The organism is Streptomyces sp. NPDC054975 (assembly GCF_053609105.1).
Window position 1 is genome coordinate 160,773 of sequence record NZ_JBSGWV010000007.1, and the last position, 14,840, is coordinate 175,612.

A 14,840-nucleotide genomic window follows, 5' to 3' on the forward strand; every position below is an offset into this window, starting at 1 on the left:
CTTGGAGGGCACGACGCCGCTGGCTGGAGGCGGCCACAGCCCGGAAAGGGCTGGCTACGGCCGGTGAGACCCCTATTATTCACGGGCGGGCCGTCGTCCAGCGTGTGTCGGCGCTGCCGTCGCGGCGGCGTTGCGTGAGGTGGCACAGCGCATCGGTGGCAGGCGTGCCGGATCTGGCAGGGCGGTTGGTGCGGGCGGACCGGCAGGCGGGGGTGAGCTGGGCGCAGAGGGGCGCCGGGCTGGGTATCAGCGCCGAGGTGGCCCGCACCGCTTCAGTCGCGGGCGTGGCCCCACCCCCGCCCGCCGCCAGGACGGGGTGAATGCCGTGCGGCAGCCTGCTGGCCTTGACGTCGATTCGGAAGGCATGGAGCGCCTGGAGTCGCTGGTGGCCGACGTGGTGCGACAGACCGGTGCGTCGGTTGCCCTGCTGTACCTTCTGCAGCCCGGTGAACAGGTGCTGCGCCTTGCACTGCTGTCCGGTGTCTCCCCACGGATCGCCGCGCCGTGGGCCCGGATCCCTCTGGACGCTGCGATTCCTGTCGTGGATGCGATGCGGCAGCGGCGCCTGGTGTGGCTGGGCAGCCAGGAGGAGATGGCACGCCGCTACCCCAGGCTCGGGATCGTGCTGCCGTACGACTTCATGCTTGCCGCTGCGCCTGTCGCCAGCGGTGTCGGCCTGTGGGGCGGCATCGTGCTGCTGTGGCCGATCTGGCACCCGCCGCAGCTCAGCGCGGAGGAACGCGGCACGATCACCACGCGCTGCCGACGCGCGGCGGATCTGTGCGAGCAAGCCGCCCGGCAGGGCCATCCGCTGTCAGCTCCTGCGGAGCCCCGGCTGCTTGCCGCGCAGCTCACCCAGGCCGACCCCGCCCAGGCCATGGCCGCGCTGGGCTTCACCGAACGCCTCCCGCTCGGCTGCTGTGCCCTGGATCTCGAGGGCAGGCTCACCTTCATCAACCCTGCCGCTGCCGGCTTGGTGAACGCCGGCGCCGCTTCTTTGGTGGGAAGACGCCCGTGGGAAGTGCTGCTGTGGCTCAACAACCCGCTTTTCGAGGACTGCTACCGCGCGGCGATGATCACCCGCCAGCCGACTTCCTTCACCGCCGTGTGCCCTCCGAACACCCCGCTGTTCTTCCAGCTGTACCCCGGTGACAGCGGTGTCAGCGTGCACATCACCCCCGCTGCGCAGCCGCTCCCCACCAGTACCGGAGCACAGCCCCGCTCTCCGGGCGGACCGGTGAGCGCGACGGGACTGTATCTCCTGACGCATCTGGCAACCGCTCTCACCGAAGCCGTGGGGGTGCGCGATGTGGCCGAACGGCTCGCCGATCAGATCGTGCCTGCCTTCGGTCCCCAGGGCCTGGTCCTGATGACCACGGGCGAGGGTCGGCTGCACATCATCGGCCACCGCGGCTACACCACCGACTTCGTCGACCGCTTCGACGGCATTCCTTTGGCCGCCGCCGGCCCGACCACCCACGCCCTGTCCACCGGCGCCCCCGCCTTCTTCCCCACCTTCGGCGACTTCCAGCGCGCCTACCCCGACGCGCCCCGCTACGAGGACAGGAACGCCTGGGCCTTTCTGCCGCTGACCGCCTCCGGACGCCCCATCGGCGCTCTCATTCTCTCCTACGACCAGCCGCGCCCCTTCCCCCCGGCAGAACGGGCCATCCTCACCTCCCTGGCCGGGCTGATCGCCCAAGCCCTGGACCGCGCCCGCCTCTACGACGCCACACACACCCTCGCCCGCACCCTGCAAACCGGCCTGCTGCCCCACACGCTGCCTCGCATCCGGGGCGTGGACGTCGCCGCCCGCTACCTTCCCGCCGGGCACGGCACGGAGATCGGCGGCGACTTCTACGACCTCATCCGCTGCCCGCCCTCGACGGCCGTCGCGGCCATCGGCGACGTCCAGGGCCACGACCCGGCCGCCGCCGCCCTCATGGGCCAGGTCCGCACCGCCGTGCACGCCCACGCCACGGCCGGCACGTCCCCCGGCGCCGTCCTGGCCCGCACCAACCGCCTCATGACCGACCTCGACCCAGGACTGTTCACCAGCTGCCTGATCGCGCACCTCGACCTGCCCCGCCACCGCGCCCTGCTGGCCAACGCCGGCCACCCTCCACCGCTGCTGCGCCATCCCGACGGACGCACCGAAATCCTCCGCCTGCCACCAGGGCTGCTGCTCGGCATCGACCCCAACGCCGACTACTCGACAACCGAGGTCCCCTTCCCGCCGGGAGCAGTCCTCGCGCTGTACACCGACGGGCTCGTGGAAACCCCCGGTACCGACATCGACGTCACCACCGACCAGCTCGCCCAGCACCTGGCCCAGGCCGACGCCCAGACCCTGGACGACCTCGCCGACACGCTCGTCCACCACGCTGAACAGGACGCACTCCGTCACGACGACATCGCCCTGCTGCTCATCCGCCCGACACCGGACGGCGGCTGATGCCGACGGCAACACGGGCCCAGGCGGCCTTTGGCAGAGGTTCCTCTGCGCGAGCGGGATCAATCACAGCCTTGGAGGACGCCTCGGGAGGCACGACGGCCGGCGGGAGTACCCCGGCAGGGGTCCACAACCGCTCGCCCAGGTCCGCAGGGTCGACCAGGGGGAGCCGCTGCGAGCGGGTGATGGGATGGAGCCGCTGCGAGGGGGCGCCCTGGCCTTGGCTGCCCTGGCCCTGGCCGGCCCGGCCTAGTGTCCCCGGGTCGAGGTCACCCGCCTTCGGTGACGTCCTGAGCGAAGGAGGCAGGTACACGGCCGGCCGCCGCACGCGCGAAACGTCCGCCCCCGGCTCGCGTTGCCCTGAGGCGTTCGACAGCAGTTCTCGGTGGGCCGGACGGTGTGAGGTGGCCACCTGGCCGCGATGCCGGCCGTCGGGGCCCCGTTCGCATGGACCCCGTAGAACGGCCGCGGCCGCCACTCGTGCCCGCGCCGGCGAACACGACGTTTTCTGCGGGCTCAGCAAGAGACTTCTGCTGTCGGCAAACGGCCTGGAAGGCACACAGCGACCTGCCACGATGGCCTAATGGGGAAGAACATGGCAGTGCGTCGACTCGACCTGGGGTACTTCATCCGGCCCGCATCCGAGACCGGCAGTGCGCAACCACGGGTCGAACCCGCACTCGCCTATCTGGTGGAGCACGATCGGGGAGTGATCCTCTTCGACACCGGCATCGGCGCCGCCGACCCGGAGACCGAAGCGCATTACCGGCCGCGACGCCGCCCGTTGCAGGATGCGTTGTCCACCGCTGGGTTAACCCTTGCCGACATCACCCTCGTTGTGAACTGCCACCTCCACTTCGACCACTGCGGAGGCAACCCCTTGCTGGGAGGCAAGCCCATCTGGGTTCAGGATGTCGAGCTGGCAACGGCCAGGCGAGGCGATTACACCGTCGACGAGCTCATCGACTTCCCCGGCGCGGTCTATGAGGAACTCGCCGGTGAGGCAGAGGTCTGGCCAGGGGTCTGGATCCTTCCCACTCCAGGACACACCGACGGACACCAGTCGCTGGTCCTCCGGCGAAGCGACGGCACCGTCGTCCTCGCCGGCCAGGCGCATGACTTCGCCTCTCAGTTCGCGTCCGACCAGTTGGCTCGCAGGGCCGCGCTCGACAGCGTGGAACAGCCGCTTCCCGCTTACCAACACTGGCTGAACCGCCTTGCCGAGTTCGACCCGCGGCGGGTGTTCTTTGCCCACGACTGCTCGGTCTGGGAACCGTCCCCAAGGGAACGTTAGGACATCATCGCGGCGCCGGACACGGGCCCACTCGCCCCGAAGGGGTGCCGGTTCCCAACAACAAACTCGCGCCGGTGATCGACACGCGGTGGCCCAACTCGACGACAAGCGGTGCCGGCTCTCTGGTTCTGGCGCAGCTTCTGTGCACACGTGGGCCATCCCGGCATCCCGGCCGTCTTCGCCAAGATCCTGAATTGGTTGGCGAGTGACAACCCGTATCTGGCAGGTTCGGTCATATGGACTGCGTCTTCTGCGAGCTCATCGGCGAAGGCACCGCGAGCTGGGTGGCTTGTGGTCCGGTGGCCTGTGCCTTTACTCCGCTGAATCCTCTGGCGCCGGGTCACACTCTGGTGGTTCCCACGTTCCACTACGCGGACATCTTTGAGACCCCGCCCGACGTCCTCGCCGTGGTGACGGCGCTGGTTCAGCGCGTGGCCGGGGCCGCGCGGACGGCCTTGAACGCCTCAGGTGTGAACATCCTCAGCGCCAGCGGCCCGGGATCGGAGCAGTCAGTGCCCCACCTGCACTTCCACGTCGTTCCGCGGTGGCTGGACGACGGAATTTCGACCTGGCCGGCAGGACGCTCCGTACAACACGTCACTGGCGATCCCGAGGCGCGACTAGCTGACGCCCTGGCCTCGGACCGGCACCAAGGGCACGGAGCCCACCGCGGTCCCGTAGACGCAGTCCGCTGACAGCACCAGCGGGACGCCTACGCCGCCTTCTTACACGCTGCTGAATCGTGCGCATATGGGACGCGGCGCACCGTCACGCTCGCCGAGGCTCGCGCCGAACTCACCCACACCGCCGCTGCCCCCAACGACCGTGCAAGCGTTGCAGCACGCGCCGTTGTGCTGCGGGCCGAGGCTGCGGAGAGGGATGACGCCTTGCTGGCGCCCCTCGCCGTCGTCCAGTTCGAAGGGCCCCAGCACGTCGCTGACCTGGCCCAGGAGGTCGCCGGCGTGGCGTTTCAGATGCGTCTGGCTGCTCGGCAGGGGGACTACTCCAACGCTGCCTCCGCGCAGGCGGCTCGTAATGAGCACCGTTACCTCACCACGGCTATCGCCGCCTACGTGACTGCGGCTCGCGATCACCTGAACGGTGAGTGCACCTGACGCGGCCCTGTGCCGTGGAGCCGTTCCCCAGAAGTTGAGCCAGAGCCGCTACCGGTGAACAAAGCTGGCAGCAGGCCCCCGCGGTCGGCCACCTGGTCGATGTCGGCGTTTCAGCTGTCCGGATGCGGGTCTGCTGGGAGGGCTTGAGGGGAGGACGCTGTCGGTGCACGACGCCGACCAGGCCTGCCACCGCCGGGTTTGCCCGGGTCATGCCCCCGGGTCGTTCGTCAGGGGCAGGCACTCGGCGAGCAGGTCGATGACGTCGCGCCAGGCTCGTTGTGCGTGCTGTGGGTGGTAGCCGACGCCGGGGACCGTGGGGTGGTCGACCGTCGGGTGGTGGAAGGCGTGCAGGGCTCCGCCGTAGACGGTGAGGCGCCAGTCGACGCCTGCGGCCTGCATCTCGGCGGTGAACGCGTTTCGTTGCGCGGGCGCCATGATCGGGTCTTCCGATCCGACCCCGGCCCACACCGGGCAGCGGATGCGTGCTGCCTCGCCCGGTCGGCCGGTGGTAGTTGCGTTGACTGTCCCGATCGCGCGCAGGTCGACGCCGTCGCGCCCGAGTTCCAGCGCGATGGCGCCCCCGGTTCCGTAGCCGATGGCGGCGATGTGGTCGGGGTCGGTCCGGGGCTCGGTGCGTAACACGTCGAGTGCCGCATGGCCGATCTCCCGCATCCGGTCAGGATCGGCGAGCAGTGGCATGCAACGGCCCAGCATTTCCTCGGGGTCACTCAGATAACGCCCGCCGTGAAGGTCGAAGGCGAGCGCTACATATCCCAGTTCGGCGAGAGCGTCGGCCCGGCGGCGCTCGACGTCGCTGAGCCCCATGCCCTCTGGTCCGAGCAGCACCGCGGGCCGGCGGTCGCCACCGGCCGGGAGCGCGAGGTGCCCGGTCATCGTCAAACCGTCGGCCGGGTACTCGACCGTACGCGTCGTAATCGTCCTCATGCGACTGGACAGTAGTGATCGTCGGGTCCGGTCCGGCCGCTGTTCTGCCGCTGGCAGAACAGCACGGGTGTCCTCTCTCTGAAAAAGGACGGACCCTGGCCTGAAGCGATGGCGAGCGGTTTCAGGTCCGGCGTCCAGAACTGTCCAATCCGCACGAGGCGCCTGAAATTCTCGGATCATGAACGTTGTCGAGAACACCGCGGCGGGCCTCATCGTCGCCGTCCTTGTCTGGCTCGCGCGGTGGGCCCGTACCTGGTGGCAGGGCAGGACGAGCCCGCCCCCCACACCCAACGACCACACAACGGAGCAGCAGCCGATGGGACGCCCCCTCAAGAAGCCCGACCTGCCGCCGGGCGCGCACCGCGCCCTCAACGATCGGCTCCACGAACTGCACCGCCGAGCCAACTTTCCGTCCCTGCGCGACTTCGTCGACGATGCGCCGGGGTACCGGGGCAAAGGCCGCTCGAGCCTCTACAACGCGATGAGCGGGCTGAAGCTGCCGACCAAAGACGCCGTCGCTTTCCTCGGCCTGAAGTTCGCCGACCGGATCCGGTGGGGCGCGGACGCCGACGCCGAGGCAGAGACCGAAAGGATCGACCGCGAACTCGACCAGCTGTGGGAAGCGGCGGACCGCGAAGCCCACCCGCCCCAGCCGGACAGTGTCGAGTGCGCCGCCAAGTCGGTGTGGGAGGACTTGGGAACCGACCCAGACATCCCCGGCGACGTGAGGGACGCCATAGCGAAGGCCACCTTTGTCACGGCCGAGGTGCGTGGGACAGACGTGACGGTATGGGTCGCCGCGCCGGACGAAGCCTCCTACTTCGTCCTGGACGGCCAGGTCGGGGACATCTCCTGGCGGGGCACGTTCGGGACGGCGCTGGGACGAAGGGTCGGCGCCATCGTGGACGTCGCCGTGTTCGCCATCGAGGACTGGAACCCCTCCGGCGACGCGGTCGGACCTGCTGCCCCTCACGCGTCCGACCGGGGCTGAGGCGTAGCGGAGGCGTCCGTCCGTGGGGGCCGATACCGGCTCACTGTCCATCGCCGTTGCGCTCCCACTTGATCGGGTACGACACGGTCGGCGTCGGCCGCGGAGCCGATTCCTTCCACCCAGGCCACTTGATCGGATATTTCACGGCTGGCGTGGACCGGGGCGTCGGCCTGTCTGCGTGCGGCCATTTGATCGGGTAGGTCACCGCCGGCGATTCGGGCTTCGGTAACCGCTCCGTGCCCGGCGAGCCGGTGGCTGCCGTGCCCGAGTTCGCGAAGATGACCACCACCGCCACGATCCCGAAGGCGATCGCGGTCTGCCGTCGCGCACCGGCAGGCAACCGCGAGTGTTCCCGGACCGGCGTCCCATCGGCCCTCCTGTACGCCCTGATGAACGGCACAGCAGCATCCCCCTCACTGATCGTGGTGGCGCTTTCCCGCGCCAGAGATCCATGAAAGCACCCGCCACTGACAACCCGTCACCCCGCGATCACCGTTCGCGATCTTGGTTCCTTTGGGGAAGCTGTGGCGTGTCTTCGGCGGCGTCACGCGTACGCGGCAGTCTCCGAACAGCTCCTGACCGGCGGGCGCCAGCCCCGGGCCGGCCAGCTCGACCCCGACAAGCCCTACCTGGACGAGCTCTGGTCCGAAGGGCACGCCAACGCCATCCAGCTGCTTGCTGAGCTTCAGAACCTCGGCTACCGCGGGAGCTACCAGATCATCAGCGGCGACCTGCGCCCCAGACGCCGCCGACGTACCCGCGTTCTCCCACCCGCACCACCACGAAGCCGCCGGGTCACCGGCCGGATGATGCGGCACCCCGAGAACCTGGCCGACGGGGAATGCCGGCAATGCGCCACCGTCCTTGCCGGCTGCCCTGAACTGAAGGCCCTCCACGAGCACGTCCGTGGTTCGCAAAGATCCTTCAGACCTGTTCCGGTCGGCACCTCAATGACTGGATGAACACCGCCTGCACCGCGGACCTGCCCCGCATGCATGCCTTCGCCATGGGCCTGGAGACAGACTGGGAAGCCATGTCACATCAAGATGATCAAGCCAGTTGTCCGGACGGGCCATGCCCCCCCCCGCGGGCCGGCGGAGGCCAGCGGATGAGCGGAATCGGCCGGCGGCGCACCATGGAGACATGGACGGCACCCCGGACCTCAGGGACGTCAGCGCACCGGGCCGCGTCGCCGGAGCCGGCGAGGGCATCAGCACCGCGGAGCTGGCCCTCGCCGCCCGCAACCACGGCCTGCCACTCGAAGCCCTGCGCTACGACACCAGCCCGCCAGGCCTCCACTACGTCCTGGTCCACTACGACATCCCTGACGCCGACGCCGATGCGTGGCGGCTCACGGTAGGCGGACTGGTCCGCCGCCCCCTCAGCCTCGACCTGGCGGCCCTGCGGGCGCGCCCGGCCGTCACCCACCGGGTCACCCTGGAGTGCGCGGGCAACGGCCGGGCCCAGCTCGCGCCCCGCCCGGTCAGCCAGCCCTGGCTCGTCGAGGCTGTCGGCACCGCCGACTGGACCGGCGTACCGCTGGCCGACCTGCTCGCCGACGCGGGAACCGCCGAGGGCGCCGTCGACGCGGTCTTCACCGGCGCCGACCACGGTGTCGAACGCGGCACCGAGCAGGACTACCAGCGCGGCCTACCGCTCGACGTCGCGGCCGATCCGGCCCGGGGCGTGCTGGTGGCGTACGCCATGAACGGCGGTCCGCTGCCGCCCCAGCACGGCTATCCGCTGCGCTTGGTCGTGCCCGGCTGGTACGGCATGGCGAGCGTCAAGTGGCTGCGTGACATCACCGTCACCGACACCCCCTTCACCGGCTTCCAGCAGGCCGTCGCCTACCGCTACCGGCAGACCCCCGACGAGCTGGGGGAGCCCGTGGAGGTCATCGCGCCCCGGGCCCTGATGATCCCGCCGGGCTTCCCCGACTTCATGACCCGCACTCGCATCGTCCGGCCCGGGCCCGTCCCGCTCGCCGGGCGCGCCTGGTCCGGCCACGGCCCGGTGGTCCGCGTGGAGCTCAGCAGCGACGGCGCGGAGACCTGGACCGACGCCGAGGTGACCGCCGACCCGGCACGGCCCTGGGCGTGGGCCGCGTGGCACGCCACCTGGACGGCGACCCCGGGCCCGTACCGCCTTGCCGTCCGCGCCACCGACGCCGCCGGGCACACCCAGCCGCTCGCGGCCACCTGGAACCGGGGCGGCTTCGGCAACAACCTGGTCCAGCAGGTCGAGGTGGTCTGCCTCCCGTAGGCCCGTGACCACAACGTTCCGGCCGAGGACATGCAGCGGTACGCCCGGGACGCCACGGCCTGCGGCGCAGGCTGGAACCGGTAACAGGTCCACTCGCGGCGGTCAGGCGTGGATCCGGCCGGGGGCGTCGGGCGTGTCGCTCGTTGAAGTCGGGCCTTGCCGACGTGGACCGAGCGGCGGATCGGGGAGGCGATCGCGCCGGGGAAGCGCGGGGCTACGGCGGTGGCTACGGCGGTGCTCATCTCGCGGGCGAGCGTGGTTTTCTGCCACGCGGCGATGAGAACGGTGCGGACATTGAGTTCCGGGTTCAGCCGATCCTGGGCGCAGGTGAAGGTGAGGTCCTGGCCGTCGACGCCCTCGATGTCGAGCCCCCTGGCCGGCGCAGCGGCCCGTCGACCGGCGGCGGATCAGCAAGAACCGGTCTTGCGACTCAGTCGCCGCCGGGCATCCGTGTAGACCGATGTACGCCGTCCTCGGCCGAGAGACGGCAACGGGTTCGTGTCCAGGTTCTTCGGCTGGAACGACGGCTCGGCTGGGCATGGGGTCACAACAGGAACGGACTCGCGGTGCCCGCGAGCCTGCATGCAGGTGGTGTCGTACGACCGCCTCCAGTTCACCTCCTGGTCCCTTACCCCAGCCTTCGTGATCAAGAACAGGGTGCGCGGCCTCAACGTGACGGCACGGACGGCATGGATAGTGGGCTCCCCGCGTCCTGGCTCAGGCTTGTCCACCGCTCGCGGCAACGATGCGTAGCGCTTCGACGCAGCCATATCGGGACTTCGTAGGTGTTGTGTCGCAGTTCGGGACGACTCCGCCCTACGGGACGTGAGCGGTGCGGTCCTGTCGTGCCGCTGTGGACAGTGCCGTGATGATGGCCGTGGTCGTGGGGTTGGTCGTTTTGGTGTGGCGGGTGGCGGCGAACAGCAGGCGCTGGATCGGGTGGTCCTTGATGGGCGTGGTGTGGATTCCGGGTGTGGCTGGGTCGATGGCTGTTTGGGGGATGAGTGCGGTGGCGAGGCCTGTGCGGGCGAGGGTGAGTTGGGCGGTGATGTCGGTGGTGGTGTAGCGGGTGGTGGGTGTGAAGCCGGCCTGGTGGCAGGCCTGCCAGATGGCCTGTCCGCAGTCGGTGGTCGCCGGCGGCAGGACGAGGTTGTGTGAGGCCAGTTCGCGCAGGGCGAGGGGACGCCCGCGGGATCCGTCGGCGGGGGTGACGATGAGCAGCGGGTCGTCGAGCAGCGGCGAGATCTCGACGCCTCGGTGTGTGTTCTGTGGCATGTGGTGGTAGCGCTGGCCCAGTACCACGTCGACGGTGCCGAGGGTGAGTTCGGGCAGTTGGGCCTGGTCGGTGACGAGCAGGGTCACGGCGAGCTGCGGATGGTGTGAGCCCAGTGCGGTCAGCGCGGGGGCCACGATCTGGGCGAGGGTCGAGGGCAACGCGGCGAGTGTGGCGGTGGTGCCGACCGTGCCCTTGACCGCTGCCACGGCGCACTCGGCCTCCTCCATGGCAGCGAGGATTTTCTCGGCATGTTCGAGCAGGACGCGGCCCGCCTCGGTGAGCGCGACGGTCCGCCCGTCGGGACGCAGCAGATCGGCCCCCACATCGTGTCTCAGTGCGGCCAGCTGCTGGGAGACGGCACCGGCAGAAAGGCCCAAGGACTGCGCGGCCGCGGTGATGGAACCGCGGGCGGCGACGGTCTTGAGCATGTACAGACGGCGGATATCCAGCATGACTCGATAGATTACCTAAAGCGTCCCATCAGAAATCATCCTCTTGACCTACTGAGTTGAGGTGAGCGACCTTCAGCGCATGGAAATCTTCGACTGCATCTCGGCGGTTGCCCGGCCTGTCCACGACTTCGGTGACGAGTTCATGTCTGACGGGGCGACCGCCGCCATCGGCCTGCGTGCCGGCTTCGCCCCGGGGCGTGGCTTCTACTGCCGCGGACGATTCGGGGTGCTCGGCGAGGCACCCGCTTCGGTGGTCCAGGCGATACAGGGCTTCCTCGGCCCCGCTCTGGTCATCGCCGGGTGGGAGGCCGGACGGTCCGTGATGCCGCCGCAGGAAGCCGCCGCCTGCTACGCACAGGCCATCCGCACGTGGGGGCGCGCACACATCCCCACCCATCTCGACGTGGACCACTTCAACCACCTGGCACAGCAGCTGATCGACGCCGCCGACGCCGACGGGCTGCCTCTGTTCGCCGGATGGCGCGCCCAACCCTGCCCCGGCGACGACCCGGTCGGCGCGGCCATGCAGCGGATACACGTACTACGGGAACACCGTGGCGCCTGCCATCTGGCGGCGGTACGCCTGTGCGGGCTGAGCGCCCGCGAGGCCATGGTCGTCAACCTCGGCGTCGAGCAGGCGACGCACTACGGCTGGCAAGCGCCACCTCCGGCCGACGCGGCCTCGACTTCCCGGTGGCAGCGTGCCGAGCAGCTCACCGACGAGATGCAGGCACCGCTGTACGCGGCACTGACCGGTCGGCAACGCGCCGAATTCGCCCAGCATGTCCATGCCTTGACCGGCTCCCCGACCTCATGACCAGATCCCGGCAACACCGCCAGGTACACGAAAGGACTGCGTGATCACGGCCATGCTTCTTACTCATGAGGGCCGTTCGCCCTCCGTCCACCCCACGGCCTACGTCGCTCCCACCGCCACGCTGTGCGGGGACGTGCGCGTGGGGGCCGGGTGCAGGGTGCTGTTCGGTGCGGTTCTCACCGCAGAGGGCGGGCCGGTGGAACTGGGAGACGGCAGCATCGTGATGGAGAACGCGGTCCTGCGCGGTACCCGACGCGATCCGCTGATCGTGGGACGTCAGGTGCTGGTGGGCCCGACCTCCTACCTGACCGGCTGCCGGGTTGAGGACGAGGTTTTCCTGGCCACCGGCAGCCGCGTCTTCAACGGAGCACGGATCGGTACCCGCTCCGAGGTGCGGATCAACGGCATCGTGCACCTGCGCACCGCGCTTCCCGCCGACTCACTGGTGCCGATCGGCTGGGTCGCCGTCGGCGACCCGGTGCGTATCCTCCCGCCCGATGACCACGAGGCGATCTGGGCGGTGCAGAAGGACCTGGACTTCCCCGGCTACGTCTTCGGCCTGGACCGCCCAGCCGACGGCGAGAGCCTGATGCCCGCCCTCTCCGAACGCTTCGGCCGCAGCCTCGGCCGCCACAGCGATGACCAACAGATCTGAGCCCGCGACGGGACTCTTCGAATATGGGCTGCGGCGGACATTTGTGATGTCCGCTGTCACACGATGCTGGTCAGCGGGGCAGGGAGGACGGCAGAGCAATATCACCCCGGCCCACGGCAGACAGCAAGGAGCGGACACGCCGGCAGTCCTCTGATCCGCTGGGCAGGCCCTGGCTGGACAGGTCCAGGCCTACAGGGACAACCGGGGGCGGGCCCTGCGGAGGGCAATGGCGGGCGGCGTAGGAGAGATATGCCCTGCAAGGGCGCGTTGCCCCTCCGCGCGTCGCGAACGTCGGTGATCCTGGTGCCGCCATGTGGATGCTCCTTCTGGCCGTCGTCGTCCGCGTTCGCCGCGGTGCGCGGGCGGAGGAAGACTGCGCCGCCCGCGCCGCCTGCCGCCTCGACGCCGCCGGCAGCCAGCTGTACTTCGAGCAGCGGTGGCGCGTCCGGCGTGTCTTCAGCCTGGTAGAGCTGGGGTTGGCCGACCTCCGGGAGCGCCCCGACGGCAAGCCGTTGCCAGCCAGCATTCGAGCCGGTGCCGTCGATCCGACCTACCGTGCGGCCTTGAAGACAGTCGTTGATTCGCATGCGGATGCCGCTCTAGCCGAGGGGCGGACGTTCGAGAGCTTCTCGCTACGGCCGATCCGGCCTGCTGGCGGGCTGCTTGGGATGGGGCAGACCTGGCCGGCGTCGCCCTGTGCTCCCTCCGTCGGCGGGTTCCCACTGACGGTGAAGTCGAAGAATTGAGCGTCCGGACAGAGTCGAGGCGTCTGGGACTTGGGAGGACCCTGCTGCTGGACGGGATGCGGTTTCTTCGCGAGCACGGCGCAGAGACCGCTCGGTTGTACACCGGGACTGCGAATCCGCACCGCTCCTACGACCTCTTGTCGGCTGACGCCCGAACGTGCACCGGTCTGTACGCATCAAGGCGCACGACGTTGATCTGGTGCCCGTCTGCCCGGATGGGGGCTCTCGCGGCGCCTCACCCATTTTCAGTGCGCGGCACGGTCTGCTACTTCTCGGGTGATGTCGGCGTAGAGGCGGAAGAGGGCCGGGCGGGCTTCGCCGTGTTCTCGGTGGTGCAGGGCGGCCCAGCACCGGGCGATGAGTTCCCGGGCCTGGGTGCCGGGCCATGGCTGGGGCAGGAGTTGAGGTGGCAGGAGTGGGTCGGGTTCCATGGCGCGACTGAGTTCGGCGGCTAGTTCGACCGTGATGGTGAGGAGCGCGGAGGGGGAGAGCCGGTCGCAGCCGGTGAGCCGGGCCAGGCGGGGCTGGGCGAGGCGGCTGAGGCGGTGGTAGCGCTCGGCGATCTCCTGCAGGGGCCACAGGTGGCGGGCGAGTTCGGCGGGCTCCTGGGTGGCGCCCCTTCGCAGGTCCGTCGTGGTGAGGAGGGTGAGCGCGCTGTGGGCGCCGAGGCGGTGGGCCGCTTCTTCGACGTACGGTTCCCAGGCGTTGGCGCAGACGTACAGTCCGCCCTGGAGCGGGGCGCCCCCGAGGTGGACGAGCGTCTCGCGCAGGGAGTCCCGGGCCGTGCGCGCCGATTCGGGCACCGCGAAGGCGGCCAGATGCCAGACACCGTCCCAGGGCGCGAGCCCGGCGTCCTGCTGGAACGCGTGCCGGAGGAAGTCGGCGTTCGGGGCGAGGGTACGCGTGGTGTCTTCGGTGGCGTGCAGTTTCGCCTTGCGGCCTCGGCCCTCATGGGTGAACCGGCCTTCGGCCACGAGGCGTTTGATGCACAGCCGTACCTGCTGGTCGCTCATGCCGAGGGTGTTGGCGACGGTGTACAGCTCGTGCGCGCCGACGGTGCCGTCCTCGCGGATGAGCGCGTGGACGAGCATGCGGGTGGGGATCTCGATGTGGTCCGTCTCGGCGCTCACGGCCTTGTCGTTCCTCTCGTTCCGATGGGGCGGTGCATGGTGGTCACCGCATTGAAGCCCATCAGTCTGCGCAGGTAGGGCGTGTGCTCGGTCCGTACGGCCGTGAAGCCGCGCCGCTCGTACAGGTCCCTGGCGCGCGGATTGGTGTCGATCACGTCCAGTCTGATCTCCCGGCAGCCCTGCTCCGCCGCGACGGCGGCCACTTCCTCGATGAGCAGGCTCCCGACGCCGTGGCCGCGTATGCCCGGGTCCACGGCAATTCCGTCCATGACGAGCTGCCCCGGGGCCGGCTTGCGTTCGAACAGGGCGAGGAGCAGGAGTCGGTGCAGCCCCCGCAGATGTCCGTACGCGCGGAGTACGGCGGAGGCTGATCCCCCGGTGAGAGCCCGGCCACCGAGCTGGTAGCCGGCGAGGCCGACGAGCTGCCCGTCGAGGAGCGCGCAGACCGCGCGGTCGGCGTTCAGGTGGGCGGTGAGGAAGGGCACCGCCTTGTCCGGCGGATTCAGGGCGGGGCCGAGTTTGCGGCCGAAGGCGTCCCAGTACAGCTCAGCCGCCCGCTGCTCGGCTCCCGCTGGAACGCCCCGCCGTACCGTCACCGGCCCAGTACCGGCACCCGTGGTTTCCAGTCCCATGTCCGTGCCCCCACTTCTTCGTCCAGCCTCACACGAAAACTATCACTTCTTATACGGCCGTTCCTGTGGTGAT

The 14,840-nt window shown here is 69.8% G+C and carries 14 protein-coding genes and 1 pseudogene; 9 read left to right on the forward strand and 6 right to left on the reverse strand.

Annotation, left to right across the window (positions count from 1 at the left end; genetic code table 11):
* Positions 1-364 precede the first annotated feature (364 nt).
* The 4 genes from ACWF79_RS11095 (at position 365) to ACWF79_RS11110 (ending at position 4,861) form a co-directional block, all read left to right on the forward strand.
* Positions 365-2,455 (forward strand): SpoIIE family protein phosphatase, encoded by a 2,091-nt coding sequence (locus tag ACWF79_RS11095; protein WP_453727813.1) that lies wholly within the window; start codon positions 365-367, stop codon positions 2,453-2,455.
* A 580-nt stretch (positions 2,456-3,035) separates the two neighbouring features.
* Positions 3,036-3,746 (forward strand): N-acyl homoserine lactonase family protein, encoded by a 711-nt coding sequence (locus ACWF79_RS11100; protein ID WP_453727782.1) that lies wholly within the window; start codon positions 3,036-3,038, stop codon positions 3,744-3,746.
* Between the two features lie 236 nt (positions 3,747-3,982).
* A complete protein-coding gene (locus ACWF79_RS11105; RefSeq protein ID WP_453727783.1) occupies positions 3,983-4,441 on the forward strand; it encodes an HIT domain-containing protein in 459 nt (152 codons plus the stop codon).
* Positions 4,442-4,633: 192 nt separating this feature from the next.
* The gene (locus tag ACWF79_RS11110) at positions 4,634-4,861 is read left to right on the forward strand and encodes a hypothetical protein (protein WP_453727784.1); all 228 of its coding nucleotides are present in this window, start codon (positions 4,634-4,636) and stop codon (positions 4,859-4,861) included.
* A 207-nt stretch (positions 4,862-5,068) separates the two neighbouring features.
* On the opposite strand, the gene ACWF79_RS11115 is transcribed toward ACWF79_RS11110, so the two are convergent.
* Entirely contained in the window at positions 5,069-5,806 is a 738-nt protein-coding gene (locus ACWF79_RS11115; protein ID WP_453727785.1) for a dienelactone hydrolase family protein, read from the reverse strand.
* Between the two features lie 178 nt (positions 5,807-5,984).
* Between ACWF79_RS11115 and ACWF79_RS11120 the strand changes: the two genes are divergently transcribed.
* Positions 5,985-6,797 (forward strand): hypothetical protein, encoded by an 813-nt coding sequence (locus ACWF79_RS11120; protein WP_453727786.1) that lies wholly within the window; start codon positions 5,985-5,987, stop codon positions 6,795-6,797.
* 40 nt (positions 6,798-6,837) lie between these two features.
* Here ACWF79_RS11120 and ACWF79_RS11125 read toward each other — a convergent pair whose 3' ends face one another.
* Both ACWF79_RS11125 and ACWF79_RS11130 read right to left on the reverse strand, forming a co-directional pair.
* A complete protein-coding gene (locus tag ACWF79_RS11125; RefSeq protein ID WP_453727787.1) occupies positions 6,838-7,197 on the reverse strand; it encodes a hypothetical protein in 360 nt (119 codons plus the stop codon).
* Positions 7,198-7,210: 13 nt separating this feature from the next.
* The gene (locus ACWF79_RS11130; RefSeq protein ID WP_453727788.1) at positions 7,211-7,714 is read right to left on the reverse strand and encodes a hypothetical protein; all 504 of its coding nucleotides are present in this window, start codon (positions 7,712-7,714) and stop codon (positions 7,211-7,213) included.
* A 226-nt stretch (positions 7,715-7,940) separates the two neighbouring features.
* Between ACWF79_RS11130 and ACWF79_RS11135 the strand changes: the two genes are divergently transcribed.
* Positions 7,941-9,059, forward strand: coding sequence for a sulfite oxidase (locus ACWF79_RS11135; RefSeq protein WP_453727789.1), 1,119 nt, complete (start codon positions 7,941-7,943; stop codon positions 9,057-9,059).
* An 816-nt stretch (positions 9,060-9,875) separates the two neighbouring features.
* Here ACWF79_RS11135 and ACWF79_RS11140 read toward each other — a convergent pair.
* Positions 9,876-10,787, reverse strand: coding sequence for a LysR family transcriptional regulator (locus ACWF79_RS11140; RefSeq protein WP_453727790.1), 912 nt, complete (start codon positions 10,785-10,787; stop codon positions 9,876-9,878).
* A 79-nt stretch (positions 10,788-10,866) separates the two neighbouring features.
* Here ACWF79_RS11140 and ACWF79_RS11145 point away from each other — a divergent pair, with 79 nt between their 5' ends.
* From ACWF79_RS11145 to ACWF79_RS11155, 3 genes and pseudogenes are all read left to right on the forward strand, one after another.
* Positions 10,867-11,604: an SCO6745 family protein gene (locus ACWF79_RS11145; RefSeq protein ID WP_453727791.1), complete on the forward strand. Its 738-nt coding sequence runs from the start codon at positions 10,867-10,869 to the stop codon at positions 11,602-11,604.
* A gap of 157 nt (positions 11,605-11,761) precedes the next feature.
* Complete coding sequence (locus ACWF79_RS11150; RefSeq protein ID WP_453727792.1) at positions 11,762-12,259, forward strand: gamma carbonic anhydrase family protein; 498 nt, start codon at positions 11,762-11,764, stop codon at positions 12,257-12,259.
* Positions 12,260-12,705: 446 nt separating this feature from the next.
* Positions 12,706-13,142: pseudogene (locus ACWF79_RS11155) on the forward strand (GNAT family N-acetyltransferase); the annotation flags it as partial.
* A gap of 108 nt (positions 13,143-13,250) precedes the next feature.
* Here the strand turns inward: ACWF79_RS11155 and ACWF79_RS11160 are convergent.
* Together ACWF79_RS11160 and ACWF79_RS11165 are read right to left on the reverse strand one after the other, a co-directional pair.
* Complete coding sequence (locus tag ACWF79_RS11160) at positions 13,251-14,096, reverse strand: PaaX family transcriptional regulator C-terminal domain-containing protein (protein WP_453727814.1); 846 nt, start codon at positions 14,094-14,096, stop codon at positions 13,251-13,253.
* A gap of 35 nt (positions 14,097-14,131) precedes the next feature.
* Entirely contained in the window at positions 14,132-14,767 is a 636-nt protein-coding gene (locus tag ACWF79_RS11165; RefSeq protein WP_453727793.1) for a GNAT family N-acetyltransferase, read from the reverse strand.
* Positions 14,768-14,840 lie beyond the last annotated feature (73 nt).

Bases quoted from the DNA above. Each gene is read 5' to 3' on its own strand.
- ACWF79_RS11095 (WP_453727813.1), top strand. From the start codon at position 365: ATGGAGCGCCTGGAGTCGCTGGTGGCCGACGTGGTGCGACAGACCGGT.
- ACWF79_RS11100 (WP_453727782.1), top strand. From the start codon at position 3,036: ATGGGGAAGAACATGGCAGTGCGTCGACTCGACCTGGGGTACTTCATC.
- ACWF79_RS11105 (WP_453727783.1), top strand. From the start codon at position 3,983: ATGGACTGCGTCTTCTGCGAGCTCATCGGCGAAGGCACCGCGAGCTGG.
- ACWF79_RS11115 (WP_453727785.1), bottom strand. From the start codon at position 5,806: ATGAGGACGATTACGACGCGTACGGTCGAGTACCCGGCCGACGGTTTG.
- ACWF79_RS11120 (WP_453727786.1), top strand. From the start codon at position 5,985: ATGAACGTTGTCGAGAACACCGCGGCGGGCCTCATCGTCGCCGTCCTT.
- ACWF79_RS11135 (WP_453727789.1), top strand. From the start codon at position 7,941: ATGGACGGCACCCCGGACCTCAGGGACGTCAGCGCACCGGGCCGCGTC.
- ACWF79_RS11140 (WP_453727790.1), bottom strand. From the start codon at position 10,787: ATGCTGGATATCCGCCGTCTGTACATGCTCAAGACCGTCGCCGCCCGC.
- ACWF79_RS11145 (WP_453727791.1), top strand. From the start codon at position 10,867: ATGGAAATCTTCGACTGCATCTCGGCGGTTGCCCGGCCTGTCCACGAC.
- ACWF79_RS11160 (WP_453727814.1), bottom strand. From the start codon at position 14,096: ATGCTCGTCCACGCGCTCATCCGCGAGGACGGCACCGTCGGCGCGCAC.
- ACWF79_RS11165 (WP_453727793.1), bottom strand. From the start codon at position 14,767: ATGGGACTGGAAACCACGGGTGCCGGTACTGGGCCGGTGACGGTACGG.